Annotated in this window: 15 protein-coding genes; 8 read left to right on the forward strand and 7 right to left on the reverse strand. The window is 70.5% G+C overall.

Going from position 1 to position 15,986, the window contains the following annotated elements; all coding sequences use genetic code 11:
• Positions 1–31: 31 nt before the first annotated feature.
• Positions 32–1,669 (forward strand): alpha/beta hydrolase, encoded by a 1,638-nt coding sequence (locus E1267_RS11010; protein WP_246063720.1) that lies wholly within the window; start codon positions 32–34, stop codon positions 1,667–1,669.
• 14 nt (positions 1,670–1,683) lie between these two features.
• Here E1267_RS11010 and E1267_RS11015 read toward each other — a convergent pair whose 3' ends face one another.
• A complete protein-coding gene (locus E1267_RS11015; protein ID WP_132332328.1) occupies positions 1,684–3,726 on the reverse strand; it encodes an APC family permease in 2,043 nt (680 codons plus the stop codon).
• A 102-nt stretch (positions 3,727–3,828) separates the two neighbouring features.
• On the opposite strand from E1267_RS11015, the gene E1267_RS11020 reads away from it, so the two are divergent.
• Both E1267_RS11020 and E1267_RS11025 read left to right on the forward strand, forming a co-directional pair.
• Positions 3,829–4,494: a potassium channel family protein gene (locus E1267_RS11020; protein WP_132332329.1), complete on the forward strand. Its 666-nt coding sequence runs from the start codon at positions 3,829–3,831 to the stop codon at positions 4,492–4,494.
• Complete coding sequence (locus tag E1267_RS11025; RefSeq protein ID WP_132332330.1) at positions 4,494–5,153, forward strand: potassium channel family protein; 660 nt, start codon at positions 4,494–4,496, stop codon at positions 5,151–5,153. Before E1267_RS11020 ends, E1267_RS11025 begins: the two co-directional genes overlap by 1 nt.
• A gap of 19 nt (positions 5,154–5,172) precedes the next feature.
• Here E1267_RS11025 and E1267_RS11030 read toward each other — a convergent pair whose 3' ends face one another.
• Positions 5,173–5,394: a hypothetical protein gene (locus E1267_RS11030; RefSeq protein ID WP_132332331.1), complete on the reverse strand. Its 222-nt coding sequence runs from the start codon at positions 5,392–5,394 to the stop codon at positions 5,173–5,175.
• 134 nt (positions 5,395–5,528) lie between these two features.
• On the opposite strand from E1267_RS11030, the gene E1267_RS11035 reads away from it, so the two are divergent.
• The 3 genes from E1267_RS11035 (at position 5,529) to E1267_RS11045 (ending at position 8,771) form a co-directional block, all read left to right on the forward strand.
• The gene (locus tag E1267_RS11035) at positions 5,529–7,259 is read left to right on the forward strand and encodes an HAD-IIB family hydrolase (protein WP_132332332.1); all 1,731 of its coding nucleotides are present in this window, start codon (positions 5,529–5,531) and stop codon (positions 7,257–7,259) included.
• A 207-nt stretch (positions 7,260–7,466) separates the two neighbouring features.
• The gene (locus tag E1267_RS11040) at positions 7,467–8,297 is read left to right on the forward strand and encodes an SDR family oxidoreductase (RefSeq protein ID WP_132332333.1); all 831 of its coding nucleotides are present in this window, start codon (positions 7,467–7,469) and stop codon (positions 8,295–8,297) included.
• A gap of 9 nt (positions 8,298–8,306) precedes the next feature.
• Positions 8,307–8,771: a MarR family winged helix-turn-helix transcriptional regulator gene (locus E1267_RS11045; RefSeq protein ID WP_132332334.1), complete on the forward strand. Its 465-nt coding sequence runs from the start codon at positions 8,307–8,309 to the stop codon at positions 8,769–8,771.
• A gap of 6 nt (positions 8,772–8,777) precedes the next feature.
• Here E1267_RS11045 and E1267_RS11050 read toward each other — a convergent pair whose 3' ends face one another.
• Genes E1267_RS11050 through E1267_RS11060 form a run of 3 tightly spaced genes read right to left on the reverse strand, consistent with a single transcriptional unit; the run spans position 8,778 to position 11,338 of the window.
• On the reverse strand, positions 8,778–8,972 hold the full coding sequence (locus E1267_RS11050) for a ferredoxin (RefSeq protein WP_132332375.1): 195 nt from the start codon (positions 8,970–8,972) through the stop codon (positions 8,778–8,780).
• Between the two features lie 5 nt (positions 8,973–8,977).
• Entirely contained in the window at positions 8,978–10,171 is a 1,194-nt protein-coding gene (locus tag E1267_RS11055) for a cytochrome P450 (RefSeq protein ID WP_132332335.1), read from the reverse strand.
• 24 nt (positions 10,172–10,195) lie between these two features.
• Entirely contained in the window at positions 10,196–11,338 is a 1,143-nt protein-coding gene (locus E1267_RS11060) for a cytochrome P450 (RefSeq protein ID WP_132332336.1), read from the reverse strand.
• 169 nt (positions 11,339–11,507) lie between these two features.
• Between E1267_RS11060 and E1267_RS11065 the strand changes: the two genes are divergently transcribed.
• Together E1267_RS11065 and E1267_RS11070 are read left to right on the forward strand one after the other, a co-directional pair.
• On the forward strand, positions 11,508–12,689 hold the full coding sequence (locus tag E1267_RS11065) for a nucleotide disphospho-sugar-binding domain-containing protein (RefSeq protein WP_132332337.1): 1,182 nt from the start codon (positions 11,508–11,510) through the stop codon (positions 12,687–12,689).
• A gap of 41 nt (positions 12,690–12,730) precedes the next feature.
• Positions 12,731–13,756 carry a methyltransferase gene (locus E1267_RS11070; RefSeq protein WP_132332338.1) on the forward strand — a complete coding sequence of 342 codons (1,026 nt, stop codon included), beginning with the start codon at positions 12,731–12,733 and terminating at the stop codon, positions 13,754–13,756.
• 59 nt (positions 13,757–13,815) lie between these two features.
• On the opposite strand, the gene E1267_RS11075 is transcribed toward E1267_RS11070, so the two are convergent.
• Positions 13,816–14,505: an SDR family NAD(P)-dependent oxidoreductase gene (locus E1267_RS11075; protein WP_220449418.1), complete on the reverse strand. Its 690-nt coding sequence runs from the start codon at positions 14,503–14,505 to the stop codon at positions 13,816–13,818.
• Positions 14,502–15,986 (reverse strand): peptide MFS transporter, encoded by a 1,485-nt coding sequence (locus E1267_RS11080; RefSeq protein WP_165959555.1) that lies wholly within the window; start codon positions 15,984–15,986, stop codon positions 14,502–14,504. Before E1267_RS11080 ends, E1267_RS11075 begins: the two co-directional genes overlap by 4 nt.

Consider the following 15,986-nt stretch of genomic DNA (forward strand, 5'->3'; position numbering starts at 1 on the left):
GGTCACGGGCGGGCCGTTACCCTAGGTGATCGTGAAAGAGGGGCGGGTGGTGCGACGGCGGCTCGGGTTCGGGGCGACGCTGCTGGCCGTGCTGTTCGCCTGCGCCTCTCTGACGCCGTCGCTGCTGCCCCGCACATGGCTCTACCAAGGGGTCATGGGCGCCGTCACCGGGATCATCGGCTACGGCGCCGGCGCGGCGCTGGGCGCGCTGGGCCGCGCGGTGATCGGCTACCGGCCGTCCGGGCGGGCGCGGTCGATCGCCTGGCGGCTCCTGGTCGCCGGCTGCGCCGCGGTGGGGACGATCACGCTCTGGTACAGCTACGACTGGCAGCGCGACCTGCGGGCGCTCATGGGCATGGACACGCACATCACCTGGTTCCCGCCGGTCATCCTCGCCGTGGCCCTCAGCCTGTTCACCGTGCTCCTGGTCCTGGCCAGGCTGGTACGCCTCGGCGGCCGCAAGCTGATCGGCTGGCTGGACCGGTTCGTGCCGTCGTACGCGGGGCACGCCATCGGGGTGATCGTCATCGGTCTCCTGGTGGCGGTGCTGGCGAACGACGTGCTGTTCAACGGGTTCGTCGCCCGGGTGAGCGACGTCTCGTCGGTGGCCAACAAGGGCACCAACCCGGGCGTGCGCCCGCCCGTCTCCCGCCAGTTGTCGGGCGGCCCCGCTTCGCTCGTGAGCTGGGAGTCGCTGGGCAGGGAGGGCCGCAGTTTCGCCGGCAGCGCGGTCACCCCCGCCCTGCTGACCGCCTTCTCCGGCCGTCCCGCCGCCGAGCCCATCCGGGTGTACGTCGGCCTCGACGCGGCGGCCACGCCGGAGGCGCAGGCGGAGCTGGCCGTGCGGGAGCTGGAGCGGACCGGCGCGTTCGAGCGGCAGATCATCGCCGTGCTCGGCACCACCGGCACCGGCTGGGTGGACGAGCACATCGCCGACTCGCTCGAGTACATGTACAACGGTCGCTCCGCCATGGTCGCGGTGCAGTACTCCTACCTGCCGAGCTGGGTGTCGTTCCTGCTCGACAGGGGCAAGGCGGCGGCCGCGGGCAGGGCGCTGTTCGAGGCGGTGCACGCCCGGCTGGCCGAGGTACCGCCCGGCGACCGTCCCCGGCTGGTGCTGTCCGGCGAGAGCCTCGGCACGTACGAGCTGGAGCGGGCGTTCAGCGACCTCGACGACATGGTGGCCAGGACGGACGGCGCGCTGTTCGTCGGCCCGCCCAACGCCGACCCGATCTGGCGGCGGCTCACAGAGGGCCGCGAGCCAGGCAGTCCCGTGTGGCGGCCGGTCTACGAAGGCGGCAGGACGGCCCGGTTCGCCCAGCGCCCCTCCGACCTGAGCCGCCCGCCCGGCCCGTGGCTGCACCCGCGCGTGGTCTACCTGCAGAACGCCTCCGACCCGGTGGTGTGGTGGACGCCGGAGCTGATCTACCGCAGGCCGGCCTGGCTGGAGGAGCCGCGCGCCCCAGGCATGAACCCGCAGATGAACTGGTTTCCTCTGGTGACGTTCTGGCAGGTGCTGGTCGACATGACGGCCGCGTTGTCGGTGCCTCCCGGGCACGGGCACCGCTACAACTCCGACATCGTGGACGGGTGGGCGGCGGTGGCCGCGCCACCCGGCTGGAGCGCGGACGACACCGGCCGGCTGCGCGAGCTGATCAGCTCGAGCTGATCAGCTCGAGCTGATCAGCTCGAGCTGACCCGCCCCTCGTCGTCGCTCTGCTGCGCGGGGCGCCGCACCGATCCGGGCGCGGACGGCTCGGGCCTGCCCTTGAGCCGCTCGGAGGAGTGCATCTGCCAGGGCACGCTGGTCACCATGACTCCCGGCTTGAACAGCAGCCGCGCCTTCAGCCGGAGCGCGCTCTGGTTGTGCAGCAGGTGCTCCCACCAGTGGCCGACCACGTACTCGGGGATGAACACGGTCACCACGTCGCGCGGCGAGCGCCTGCGCAGCGTCTTGACGTAGTCGAGGACGGGCTGGGTGATCTCGCGATAGGGCGAGTCGAGCATCTTGAGCGGCACGGGGATGCCGAGGCGCTCCCATTCCTCCCGCAGTTTGCGAGCGTCGTCTCCCTCGACGCCCACGGTGACGGCCTCCAGTGTGGACGGCCGGGTGACTCGGGCGTACGCGAGGGCCCGCATGGTCGGCTTGTGGATCTTGGAGACGAGGACGATCGCGTGGTTGCGCGCGGGCAGTATGGCCGGCTCGTCGTCCTCCGCGATCTCCAGTTCGGCCGCCACGTTGTCGTAGTGGCGCCTGATGCCCTTCATCATGAGGAACAGGACCGGCATGACGATCACCACGATCCACGCCCCGACCAGGAACTTCGTCAGCAGCACGACGATGAGCACCAGCCCCGTCATGATCGCGCCGAAGGAGTTGATCGCCCTGGAGCGGTGCATCTGGTGCCGGATCCTGGGCTCGGTCTCGGTCCTGAGGTGGCGGGTCCAGTGGATGACCATGCCGGTCTGGCTCAGGGTGAACGACACGAAGACGCCGACGATGTAGAGGTTCAGCAGGCGGCTGACGTCGGCGTCGAACCCCCAGAGCAGCAGGCACGCGCCGAGCGCCAGGATGACGATGCCGTTGGAGAAGGACAGCCGGTCGCCGCGGGTGTGCAGTTGGCGCGGCAGGAACCGGTCCTGCGCCAGGATCGCGCCGAGCACGGGGAAGCCGTTGAAGGCCGTGTTGGCGGCCAGGAAGAGGATCAGCGCGGTCACCGCCGAGACGACGACGAACGGCATCGACCCGCCCCCGAACACCGCGTCGGCCACCTGGGAGATGATCGGCTGCTGGTAGTAGCCGGGGCCGACGGGGGTACCGTCCGGCCTGAGCAGGTCCTCGGCGACCACCGACGGCTCGGCCACCTTCACCCCGGACGCCAGACTGAGGGCGACGATGCCGCTGAACATGCTGATCGCCACCACGCCCATCATCAGCAGCGTGGTGGCGGCGTTCTTGCTCTTGGGCTTCCTGAACGCGGGCACGCCGTTGCTGATGGCCTCGACTCCCGTCAGGGCGGCGCAGCCGGAGGAGAACGCGCGCAGGATCAGGAACGCCGCGGCGAAGGCCGTGAGGTCGGTCTGCTCGGGCTCGATGGTGAAGTGGGCGCTGGGCGCCTGGATCCGCTCATCGAGGATCAGCAGCCGGAACCCGCCCCAGGCGATCAGCCCCAGCACGGCGACCATGAACGCGTAGGTGGGGAGGGCGAACGCGGCGCCCGACTCGCGGATGCCGCGCAGGTTGACCACGGTCAGCAGGACGACGATGGCGATGGCGACGGCGGTTTTGTGCTGGCCCACGAACGGAATGGTGGCGCCGACGTAGTCGACGCCGTTGGCGACGGACACGGCGACGGTCAGCACATAGTCGACCATGAGAGCGCTGGCCACGGTGAGCCCGGCGTTGCGGCCGAGGTTGGTGGTCGCGATCTCGTAGTCGCCGCCGCCGCTGGGGTAGGCGTGCACGTTCTGCCGGTACGACGCCACCACGGTGAGCATCACGACCACGACGGCGAGCGCCACCCACGGGCTGTAGGCGTAGAAGGAGGCGCCCGCCAGCGAGAGGATGACGAAGATCTCCTGCGGCGCGTACGCCACGGACGAGAGCGCGTCGCTGGCGAAGATGGGCAGGGCGATGCGTTTTCGCAGGAGCTGCTCGTGGAGCTGCCCGCTACGCAAGGCACGCCCCACGAGCATGCGTTTGACGAGATCCGTCACCTTCGCCACATAACGAGATGCTAGTCCTGTGCCGGGGGGACCGAACGCGGCAGCCCCCGTCGGTCCATACTGGTGTCGAGCAACCTGCCGACCGCGAACATGCGGGGGGAAATGCATATTGTGATCATGGGATGTGGCCGGGTGGGTTCGACCCTCGCGCACATCCTCGAAGACGGCGGGCATTCCGTCGCCATCATCGACCGCGACCCGCAGGCGTTCCGGCGGCTGCGGGCCGGGTTCCGGGGGCGGCGGGTGACGGGCGTGGGCTTCGACCGCGGCGTGCTGACCGAGGCAGGCGTCGAGTCCGCCACCGCGTTCGTGGCGGTCTCCAGCGGCGACAACTCCAACATCATCTCCGCCCGTGTGGCGCGGGAGACGTTCGGGGTCGACAACGTGGTGGCCCGCATCTACGACCCCCGCAGGGCCGAGGTCTACCAGCGGCTGGGCATCCCGACGGTGGCGACCGTGCGCTGGACCGCCGACCAGATCATGCGCCGCATCCTCCCCGAGGGCGCCGAGCCGCTCTGGCGCGACCCCACCGGCACCGTCGTCCTGACCGAGGTGTCCGTGAACCCGGCCTGGATCGGCACGCGCGTCGTCGAGCTGGAGCAGCGGGCGCGGACGCGCGCCGCCTTCATCAACCGCATGGGGGAGGCCGTGACCATCGGGCCCGACACGGTGGTGCAGGAAGGCGACGTGCTGCACGTCATCGCCGCCGAGGGCGACATGGACCGGATCAACAAGGTGCTCGCCGCGGCACCGGAGGAGGACGACTGATGCGCGTCGCCATCGCCGGAGCGGGCGCCGTGGGCCGCTCCATCGCGGCCGAGCTTCTGGAGAACGGCCACGACGTGCTGCTCATCGACGTCGACCCCGCGGCCATCAAGATCGACAGTGTGCCCCGCGCGGAGTGGCTGCTCGCCGACGCCTGCGAGATCGCCTCCCTCGACGAGGCAGGGCTCAACAACTGCCACGTCGTGGTGGCCTCCACCGGCGACGACAAGGTCAACCTGGTGGTGTCGCTGCTGGCCAAGACCGAATACGGCGTGCCGCGCGTGGTCGCCCGCATCAACCACCCCAACAACGAGTGGCTGTTCAACGAGTCGTGGGGCGTCGACGTGGCCGTCTCGACCCCGCGCCTGCTGAGCGCGCTGGTGGAGGAGGCGGTGAGCGTCGGTGACCTGGTGCGCCTCATGACGTTCCGTCAGGGGCAGGCCAACCTCGTCGAGCTCACCCTCGCCGACGACGCCCCTGTCGTGGGCCAGCGGGCCGGCTCGGTGCCGTGGCCCGTCGACGCCGCGCTGGTGGCGATCCTGCGCGAGGGCCGGGTGCTGGTCCCCACGGCGGACGACCCGCTGGAGGCGGGCGACGAGCTGCTCTTCGTGGCCAACCAGGAGGTGGAGCAGGAGCTGGCCCACCTGCTGTCGCAACACTGACGCCGGGCCGCGCCGGTGCTCAGGACTCCCAGACGAACTCGTTGACCCGGTTCGGGTCGTCCTTGTCGGCGCAGAACCTGTGGGTGCTCGGTGACTGGTCGGGAATGTACACGTCGATCGCGCCGCTGATGTCCTTCCCGCAGACCAGGTTCCCCTGGTCGTCGCCGGCGATGGCGGGCACGGCCGCGAGCAGCAGGGCCGCGGCGGTCATGGCGAACGCGGCGGCAACACATCGGAACATGATGATCTCCGTACGAATGAGACGGCAGTTCGCCGGGTTTCTTACCCTCTGTAGCGGATCGTGCACTTAACGGTTCTTCCAGGCGTCTTTACGACTTTGCTGGATGTCCGGCGATCGGCGGGTAGGAGATGCCCATGCGCCACAACGTGCTGGCTTGTGACTATGACGAGACCCTGGCCCGCGGCGGCCACGTGGCCGAGACGACGATCGAGGCGCTGGAGCGGCTCTCGCGCACCGGCGTCAAACTCGTGCTGGTCACCGGACGCGAGCTCGACGACCTGCTCTCCGTGTTCCCGCACCCCGGCCTGTTCAATGCGATCGTCGCCGAGAACGGCGGCCTGCTGTACGACCCGGGGCAGCGCACCTGCGACGCCCTGGCCCCATCTCCGCCCGCCGCGCTGACCGAACGGCTGCGCAGCGAAGGGGTCAGCCCGCTGGGTGTGGGACAGGTGGTGGTCGCCACGCGCGAGCCGAACGACGTACGCGTGCTGGCGGCCATCCGCGAGCTCGGGCTGGAGCTGCAGGTGATCTACAACAAGGGCGCCGTCATGGTGCTGCCGCCCGGCGTGAACAAGGCGAGCGGCCTGGCCGCCGCCCTCGACCGCCTGTCGTTGTCGCCGCGCGGCACGGTCGCGGTCGGCGACGGGGAGAACGACCACGCGTTCCTGACAGCCGCCGAGTGCGGCGCCGCCGTCGCCAACGCGCTGCCCGCGCTCAGGGACTCGTGCGACCTGCGCCTGGCGGGCGAGGCCGGCGACGGGGTGGCCGAACTGGCCGCGATGATGCTCTCGGGCGACCTGGACGCGGTGGAGGTGCCGCGCCGGCACGTCCTGCTCGGCCATCGCGACGGCGAGGAGGTGCGCCTGCGGCCGTACGGCTCCGGGCTGCTGGTGGCCGGCCCCTCGGGCAGCGGCAAGTCCACGGTGACGACGGCTCTGCTGGAGCGGCTCGTGGGCGAGGGCTACCAGTGCGTGATCGTGGACCCGGAGGGCGACTACGCCGACTATCCCGGCGTCACCGTGCTCGGCGACCCCGACCGGGTGCCCGGCGTCGAGGAGGTCGCGCACGTGCTGGAGCAGCCGCGGCAGAGCGTCGTGGTCAACCTGATCGGCCTGCAACTGCGCGACCGCCCCGCGTACTTCGCCGAGCTGCTGCCCCGGCTGACCGGCGTACGCGCCAAGCTCGGCCACCCGCACTGGGTGGTGATCGACGAGGCGCACCACCTGCTGCCCGCCGAGGCGCGGCGCGTGCCGCTGGGCGAGGCCGCCGACCTCGGGTCGCTGCTGTTGATCACCGTGCACCCCGAGGCGGTCAGCGCCGAGGCGCTGCGCCTGGTGACGGCCACGATCGCGGTGGGCAAGGAGCCCGAACGCACGCTCGCCGCGTTCGCCGAGGCCCTCGGCGAGGAGACTCCCTCGTTGGAGCCGGTCGACGGGGGCGACCTCGCGCTGTGGCAGCGCGGGGATGAGACGGCCCGGCACCTGACCCTCACTCCCGCCACCGTCGACCGCACCCGCCACCGCCGCAAGTACGCGGCGGGCACCATGGCCAAGGACAAGAGCTTCTACTTCACCGGGCCGGGCGAGCGGCTGCGGCTGCGGGCGCGCAACCTGCACACCTTCGTCGAGCTGGCCGAGGGCGTGGACGACGACACCTGGCTGCATCACCTGCGCAGGGGCGACTACTCGCAGTGGATCCGCGACTGCCTCGGGGACGCCGGCCTGGCCGACGAGGTGGCGGAGCTGGAGCGGGCGGAGGCGCCGGAGGCCGCGGGGAGCAGGCAGCGGGTGGCCGACCTCATCGGTGAGCGCTACACGCTCCCCGCCGAACCCACCGCCTTCGACCCGGACCACGACGACCGCTGACCGGCCACGCCACCGATGCTCGAGCGGTAGTCCAGCGAATTGCTTTGACAATCAAACCTTACATTGATTAGAGTTTTTGATTGTCAAGGCAATCCGGCGTTGCAGCGCAGGCTTTCCAGCGGCACCCGCACCGACCCCATCCGGGGGGGCACTGCTGCGCCTGTTGCTGACTCACCGCACGACTCTCAGTCAAACAAGGAGACAACCATGATCCTCGTCACTGGAGCCACCGGCAGTGTCGGCCGCCACGTCGTCGACGGGCTTCTCGAGGAAGGCCAGTTCGTCCGCGCGATCAGCAGGAACCCCGACGGCGCCAAGCTCCCCCCATCGGTCGAGGTCGTCGCGGGCGACCTCGCGACCCCCGAGGCGCTCCCGCTCGACGGCGTCAGGACGGTCTACCTGGTCGCCATGGGCGACCGCCCGCACAGGACGGCGCAGGTGCTGGCGGACGCCGGCGTCACCACGGTCGTCCTGCTCTCGACCAGCGAAGTGCTGGACGACACCGACGAGCAGCCCGGCGCCATCGCGGCCCGGCACGCCGCGTTCGAGGACGCGCTCGAGCGGTCCGGGCTGTTCTGCACGTTCCTGCGGCCGAACGAGTTCGCGGGCAACGCCCTGCAGTGGGCCTCCCAGATCCAGGAAGGCGACGTGGTCCGCGCGCCGTACGGTGACGCCTGGTCGGCGCCGATCCACGAGCGCGACGTCGCCGCCGTGGCGGTGCGCGCCCTGGTCGACGGCCACCTCCACGGCGCCAGACTGGTGCTCACCGGCCCCGAGGCGATGACCCATCGCGACCAGGTCGGCCACATCTCCGCGGCGCTGGGGCGGCCGCTGGCGTTCGAGGAGATCCCCGCCGCCGCCGTACGCGAGAAGATGGTGGCCTACGCGCCGCCGGAGATCGTGGACGCCCTGCTCGGCCGGCTCGCCGAGACCGTGGGCAAGCCACCGACGGTGACCACCACGGTCCAGAACGTCACCGGCCGCCGGCCGCTCACCTTCCGCGAATGGGTTGCTGAGCATGAGCCCGAGTTCCGCTAAGCTCTGTCCATGCGCCAGCACCTCGTCGACGAGCTCATGCTGGCTCTGACGGACCTGCAGAACGCCTCCGAGATGGCCGACGCGGCCGTCTCGGAGCGGCTCGGCCTCAACCGCACCGACTCCCGGTGCGTGGCCTATCTGATCACGCGAGGTCCGATGGCCTCCGGCGAGCTGGCGGAGCTCGCGGGCCTCACCCCCGGCGCCCTGACGGTCGCCGTCGACCGGCTGGAGAAGGCCGGCTTCGCCGAGCGCGTCCGCGACCAGGCCGACCGGCGGCGGGTGCTCATCCGTCCCACGGAAAAGGCCCGCGCGCTGGCCCGCGACTCATGGGGGCAGGCGGTCAAGGAGGCCGAGGCCCAGTTCGCCGCCTACACTGACGAGCAGCTCGTCCTGCTCACCGAGTTCCTCAAGGGCCAGGTGGCGCAGCAACGGCGCAACGCCGAGCGCGTGCGCGACTCCTCCACCTGGGCGTGACGGTCCTCAGCCCCGCACCTCGATCGTGCCCGTGGGGCAGCGCCGGGCGGCCCCCCGCACCCGCTCGTGCAGCGCGGCCGGCGGCTCGGGAAGGAGCACCATGACGACGCACTCCTCCTCGTCCAGCCCGAACACCTCGGGCACGGTCAGCGCGCACAGCCCGCTGCTGCAGCATTTCTCCGGATCAACGGTGACGTGCATGTCGCTCACCAGGTGATCGGGATCTCGACCAGGCTCTCGATGAGGGTCCCCTCCGTGCGCCGCAGTTCCTCAGGCGGGATCGCGAGGCGCAGGGTCGCAAACCTGCGCAGCAGTGTTCCCAGCGCGGTCTCCAGCTCCACCCGAGCCAGCGCGGCGCCTACGCAGAAGTGCGGTCCGACGCTGAAGGTGAGATGGGGGTTGTCCGCGCGGGCGATGTCGAGGTCGTCGGGCCGGTGGAACACCTTCCCGTCCCAGTTCGCCGACTCCACAGCCGGGATGACGCCGGACCCCTTGGGGATCGTCACGCCCCCTACCTCGATGTCCTCGGTCACGTAGCGCAGCATGGACAACGAGCCGCTCATGAGCTTCCAGCGCAGCAGCTCCTCCACGGCGCCCGGCAGCAGCGACTCGTCGGCGCGCAGCGCCTGCACCTGGCCGGGCTCGGCAAGCAGCTTGGCCACGGTCAGTCCGAGCTGGCTGGCGGTGGTCTCGTAACCGACGAGCAGGAGCAACCGGCACCACCAGTGCAGCTCGTACTCGCTCAGCCGGGTGTCGTCCTCGTCGTGAACCTGGATCAACGCGCTGACGAGGTCGTCGGCCGGCCGTTCGCGCTTCTCCTCGATCAGCGTGCTCATGTACGCGTTCAGCTCGCCCAGCGCGCCGCGGATCTCCTCCCTGGTGTACTTGCCGGTGGACAGGAAGTGGTCCGTCCACCGGCGGAAGCGGCCCTGCTCCTCCGGCGGGACGCCCAGCAGGTCGCAGATGACGCGGATGCTCAGCGGGAACGCCAGCTCCTCCGACACGTTCACGGGCGGGGACTTGGCCGCCATCGCCTCGACCAGCTCGTCCGTGATCTCCTGGACCCGCGGCCGTAACCGCTCCACCCGCGTCGCCGTGAACGCCTTCATCACCAGCCGCCGCACACGGGTGTGCTCCGGTGGATCAGGATCCATCTTCGAGTCCTGGAACATCATGTTGTTCTTGGACACCCTCGGGGCGTCCGGCCGGTTGAGGTTACGGCTGACCCTCGGGTCCGTCAGCACGCTCTTCACGTCGTCGTACCGCGTGACCAGGTAAGCTTCGTCGCCGCTGGGGAGGATCACCCGCTGTACGGGCGCCTGCCGGATCGTGCCCAGCTCCTTGGGGACGGCGAGCGGTCCAGGGCGGCTGAACGGGTACGGGATGGGATTGGCGCTCACGGCTGCCTGCCTCTCTTGAGTCGTTCACCACGCGACGGGGAGCTCGCGCAGGCCCAGGTCCAGCGGGCTGTCATGGTGGCGCAGCGCGCTCGGCGGCACGGCCAGGCGCAGGGTCGGCACCTCGCGGATCAGGGCTTCCAGCGCCACCTGCAGCTCCAGCCGGGCCAGCGCCGCCCCCATGCAGAAGTGGGGCCCGGCGCTGAAGACGAGGTGCTGGTTGTTCTTCCTGGTGATGTCCAGCCGCATCGGGTCCGGGAAGACCGACTCGTCGAGGTTGGCGGACTCCAGGATCGGGATCAGTCCGGAGCCCCGGGGGATCGTCACGCCGCCGACCTCGATGTCGTCGGTCACGTAGCGGAGCATCGACAGCGAGTGGCCGGCGATCTGGCAGCGCAACAGCTCCTCGACCGCGTCGGGGATCAGCCCCGGGTCCTCACGCAGGCGTTCGAGCTGGTCCGGATGGGTGAGCAGCAGGACGGTGCCGCTGCCGAGCTGCGTCGCCGTGGTCTCGAACCCCGCCAGCAGCAGGATCACGCACCAGACGTGCAGCTCATGGGCGCTCAGCCTGCCGTCGTCCTCGTCGCGCACCCCGATGAGAGCGCTGATCAGGTCGTCGCCGGGGTCGCGGCGCTTGCCCTCGATCAGTTCGCCCATGTACTGCCAGGCCCCGCCCAGCGAACCGCGGAAACGTGCCTGGTCCTGCGGCGGGACGCCGAGCAGGCCGCAGATGACCTGCAGGGTGAGCGGCACGGCGAACGCCTCGTGCAGGTCGACCGGCGGGCTCTGCTTGAGCAGGTCCGTGACCAGTTCCTCGGCGACCTGCCGCACGTGCGGGCGCAGGGCCTCCACACGGGTGGCGGTGAACGCCTTGGCCATCAGCCGCCGCATGCGGGTGTGCTCGGGCGGATCGCGATCGATCCGCGGGTTCTGGAACACCTTCGTCTTCTGCTCGGTCATGCGCGGAGCCCCCGGACGGTCCCGGTTACGGCTCACGCGGGGGTCGGAGAGCACCCGGCGGATGTCCTCGTACCGCGTCACCAGGAACGCCTCGTCACCGCTCGGCAGGGTCACCCGGACGACCGGCTCCTCGCGCAGCGTGGCCAGCTCCACGGGCGGCTCGGCGGCGCGCGGCCAGGCGAACGGAAACCTCAGCGGCGAGGACTGCATGGATCGTCTCCCCATCAACGACGGATCACCGTGATCCCCATCGTGGTGGGAGCCGCTTGAGGGCGGGCCGAGAAGCGCTGGAGGTGCCGGCCCTCGCCTCCAGCCATCCTCTAACAGGCCCTGAGATGGTGAGCGCGATCACGCAGTCGTCGTCGAGGGAAGGTGGCCCATGCGTGTCTTGTTCGTCACCACGAACTGGGGTTCGCACTACTACCATCTCGTCCCGCTCGTCTGGGCGATGCGCGCCACCGGCCACGAGGTGTACGTGAGCTGCGAGCCGTCCTTCGCAGAGACGATCGTGCGTTCAGGGGCGACCGCCGTTCCGACCAGCCGGGACGTCGACCAGGACGAGCTGATGAAGCGGGTGCTGGCCGATCCGCCCGACTGGCCGGACATCGCCCCTGAGGGCGTGTCCCAGGAGGAGTGGGACGGCAGCTGGCGCGCCGTCTCCCGGCGGGCTTTCCCGATGTTCGCCGAGCTCGCCGGGGAACTCGCCGGCGACGTGCTGCGGCAGACCCGGGCGTTGCGGCCCGACGTGATCGTGTACGAGCCGACCAGCTTCGTCGCGCCCCTGGTCGGCGCGGCCATGGGGATTCCCGCGGTCCGCCATGTGCTGGGGGTGGACGTCATCTACATGGCGCGTAACATCGTGCCGCCCGTGCTGCGTCCGCTCGCGGACCGGCTCGGCGTCGGCGACGTGGACATCCTCGGCCTGGCCACGATTGACAACTGCCCGCCGGCCATGCAGCTGCCGTCGCAGGTGAACCGGATCAGAACGCGGTTCGTACCGTACAACGGCTCGGGGGCGATGCCGGACTGGCTGCTCGAGCCGTCGCCCCGGCGCCGGGTGGGGGTCAGCTGGGGCCTGTGCGCCTCGGACCGCGGTCGCGGGTTCCTGGTGCCCGAGCTGGTCAAGGCGCTGTCCGAGTTCGACGTCGAGGTCGTCGTGACCCTGTCCGCCGCCGACCGCAGGAACCTGCCGGAGGGCGAACTGCCGGGCAACGCGCGGGTGGTGGAGTCGCTGCCGCTGCACCTGCTGATGCCGTCGTGCGACGCGATGCTGCACCAGAGCGGCATCAGCACGATGCTGACGGCGCTGAGCTACGGCGTGCCGCAACTCGTGCTGCCGCAGATGCCAGACGAACTCATGGAGTCGCGACCGCTCATCGCCGCCGGGGCCGGCATCGCGGTGGCCCCGGAGGCCGGGCTCGACACGATCGCCGAGCGCGCCGCCGAGCTGGTCACCGTGCCCTCCTACCGCGAGGCCGCAGGCAGGCTGCGCGAGGAGATCAGGCGGCAGCCCTCCCCCACCGAGACCGTCAAGGAGCTCGAAGCCTTCGTCCGGGGCTGAACGTCCCGAAGCCCGTCACGTCGATAGGAAGGTGCCAGCCCGTGATCGAATCAACCCAGCAGCCCGTCTCTCCCGCGGAGGCGGTCTTCCGACTGTCCAACGGCATGTCCGTCGCAGCCATCGTGCTGGCCGCGGCCCGCCTCCGGATCGCGGACGCGGTCGGCGACGGACCCCGGTCCGTGAGCGACATCGCGGCAAGACTCGGCGCCGACGAGGACGCCCTGACCCGGATGTTGCGCGCGCTGGCCGCGTTCGGCATCTTCCGTCAGGTGGACCCCACCACGTACGTTCACACCGAGATGTCGCGCGCCATGCGTACGGACCACCCGGAGCGGCTGCACGACAGGCTGATGACCGGCGGCGACTGGGGCTGGACGATGTGGGGCAGGCTCCCGGAGGCGATCCGGACCGGGGAGCGCGCCTTCGACAAGGAGTACGGCACCGACTTCTTCGCCTATCTCGATGCCGACCCGGACGCCCAGGACATGATCTACAACGGGGTGACCGCCTGGTCGGACCAGATGCTGCCGAGCATCGTGGACGCCCTCGACCTCACGGGAGTGCGCACGTTCGCCGACATGGGAGGCGGGAAGGGCGCCCTGCTCCGGCTGTTGCTCCAGCGCCACCCGCACGTCGAAGGGCTGCTGTACGAGGACGAGCGCACGCTGCGCGTGGTCATGGACGACCTCAGGACCGGTGAGCTGGCCAGCCGCTGCCGGCTGGCGTCCGGCGACTTCTTCGAGAAGGTGGAGCACGCGGCCGACCTGTATCTGTTCAAGCTGACCCTGCACATGTACGACGACGAGAAGGTCGCCAGGGCGCTGCGCAACTGCGCGGCGGCCGCGGCGGCGGGCGCACGGGTCGTCATCGCCGACCCGATGCTGACCGATCCCCCGCAACATCCGTTCGCGCCGAGCATGGACCTGCACATGCTGCTGGTCATGGGCGGGCGGGAACGCACGGAGAGCGGCTACAGGGCCGTGTTCGAGCGGGCCGGGATGCGCTTTCGCGGTGTGACACCCACCGACAGCGTGCTGTTCCTCGCGGAGGGCGAAGTGGTGGGCTGAGTCCGCAGGTCACAGGGCGGGCGGCACACGCGGCCGCCCGCCCTTTCATGTTCCCGATGTCACCAGGGGATCTTCCGCCGGCTCCGGAGGAAGACCCCCGTGGGCCCGTCGTCGGGGAGGGTCGCCGCCCAGACGACGTCCGTGGCGGCGTCCTGCGGCGTCTGCTCCGCGTCCGGATACATCCGGGTGCGCACCCTGCCGGGGTTGACGGCGTTCACCAGGACGCCACGGTCCCGGGCCTCCGCGGCGAGCAGCACCGTGACGGCGTTGAGCGCGACCTTCGACACCGCGTAGGCGGGGGCGCCCGCGAACAGGCCGTTGCTGAACGCGCCCGCGCCGCTCGACACCATGACGATCCGGCCCCAGCCCCGCGCCAGCATGCCGGGCAGGAACGCCTGGCTCATCCGCCAGGCGCCCAGCGTGTTGACCTGGAGATGCCGCTCCACCAGCTCGAGCGGCACCGACGCCGGCGAGGTGCCGCCGTCGAGCAGCACGCCGGCGTTGTTGACCAGGATGTCCACCGCCTTGACCTGCTCGAAGCAGCGGCGCACGCTCGCGCCGTCGGTGATGTCGAGCTCCACCGCCAGCGCGCCGTCGCCGCACGCGGCTGCGACGCGCTGGACGCCGCGCTCGTCCCGCCCGGCTGCGATCACCCGGTGCCCGAGCCCGGCGAGCGCCTCGCAGACCGCCTTTCCGATGCCGCGGCCGGCCCCCGTCACCAGTGCGGTCCTGCGGATCGGCGTGCTCACGCCGATCCGGCCCTGTCGGCGACCGGTTGCTTCGCCTCGCCCTCCGCGGTGAAGCGCAGACGGCGTCCGAAGCCGGCCACCAGGAAACCGACGCAGATGGCGAGCGCGCCGACGCCCAGGTAGTAGTACTCGTCGGGAACCACCTCGGCGATGTGGACGATCTGGCTGCTCAGCCCCGCGCCCAGGGCGCTGAAGAGCCAGACGAGACCGATCGTGCGCCCGATGAACGTCGAGGAGGTGACCTCGGCGGCGGCGGCGATCCCCACCGGGCCGATGATGACCTCGCCGCAGGCGATCAGGAAGAACACCGACAACAGCCAGAGGGGCGACACGGTGTTCCCGCCTTCGGCCGACGCGGCGGCGCCGCACATGATGACGAAGCCGGTGCCGGCCAGGATCAGGGCCGCTCCGAACTTCATGGCCGAACTGATCTTGGCGTCGAAACGCACCCACAACCAGGCGAACACCGGCGCGGAAACCAGGATGAAGAACGGGATCGCGGACTGGAACCAGCTGCCTGGGAGAACGAAGCCCAACAGCTCGCGCTCGGTGGAGTGCTTGGCGAAGAGGTTGAGCATCGATCCCGCCTGTCCCGCCAGCATCCAGAACAGCGAGAACGACAGCAGCAACCAGAAGAACGCGCGGAGACGCTGCCGGCCGCCGCCGTCCAGCTCCGGGTTGCGCGAGAGAAGCCGGAAGTAGAGGAACGGCACGGTCAGCGCGACCAGCCCGAAGAGGCCGATGAGGTGCATGGGGGCGAAGGTGCCGGCGACCACGTCCACCGTGATCAGGGCGGCGAGCACGACGACGGCCGTGACCCCACGGCGCAACATCTTCGCGCGCTCCTCCTCGCCGGCCGGATGCGGCGCGTGCTGACCGACCTCGCCGAAGTGGCGCGAGCCCATCGCGAACTGCGCGACACCGAACGTCATCCCGACGCCCGCGGCGGCGAAACCCCAGTGCCAGCCGAGTGTCTCCCCGAGGAAACCGACCACCAGGGGCGCGATCAGCGCGCTGATCTGGATGCTGACGTAGAGGATGGAGAAGGAGGCCTCGCGCTTGGCCCGCTGACCGGTACCGAAGAACCCGCTGATCAGCGCGAACATGTTGGGCTTCAGCAGGCCGGTGCCCAGCGCGATCAGCACCAGGCCCGCGTAGGAGCCGACGTCTCCCGGGACGGCCATGCTGTAGTGACCGAGCGCGATGAGCACGCCGCCCCACAACACCGCCCGCCAGGCGCCGAAGACCCGGTCGCCGAGCCATCCGCCGGGCAGGGAGAGCACGAAGACCAGGCCGATGTAGGCGCCGAACAACGCCGAGGCCTCGCCCATGGACAGTCCGAGCCCGCCCTCGTCCCTGCCGGAGGCGGCGTACAACGTGAGGATGGCCATCATCCCGTAGAAGCTGAAACGCTCCCAGATGTCGGTGAGGAAGATGGTGGTGAACCATCGCGGGTAGCCAAAAGCTGATCTTCCACTCAT

Source organism: Nonomuraea longispora, assembly GCF_004348345.1.
In the GTDB taxonomy this organism is placed as follows: domain Bacteria; phylum Actinomycetota; class Actinomycetes; order Streptosporangiales; family Streptosporangiaceae; genus Nonomuraea; species Nonomuraea longispora.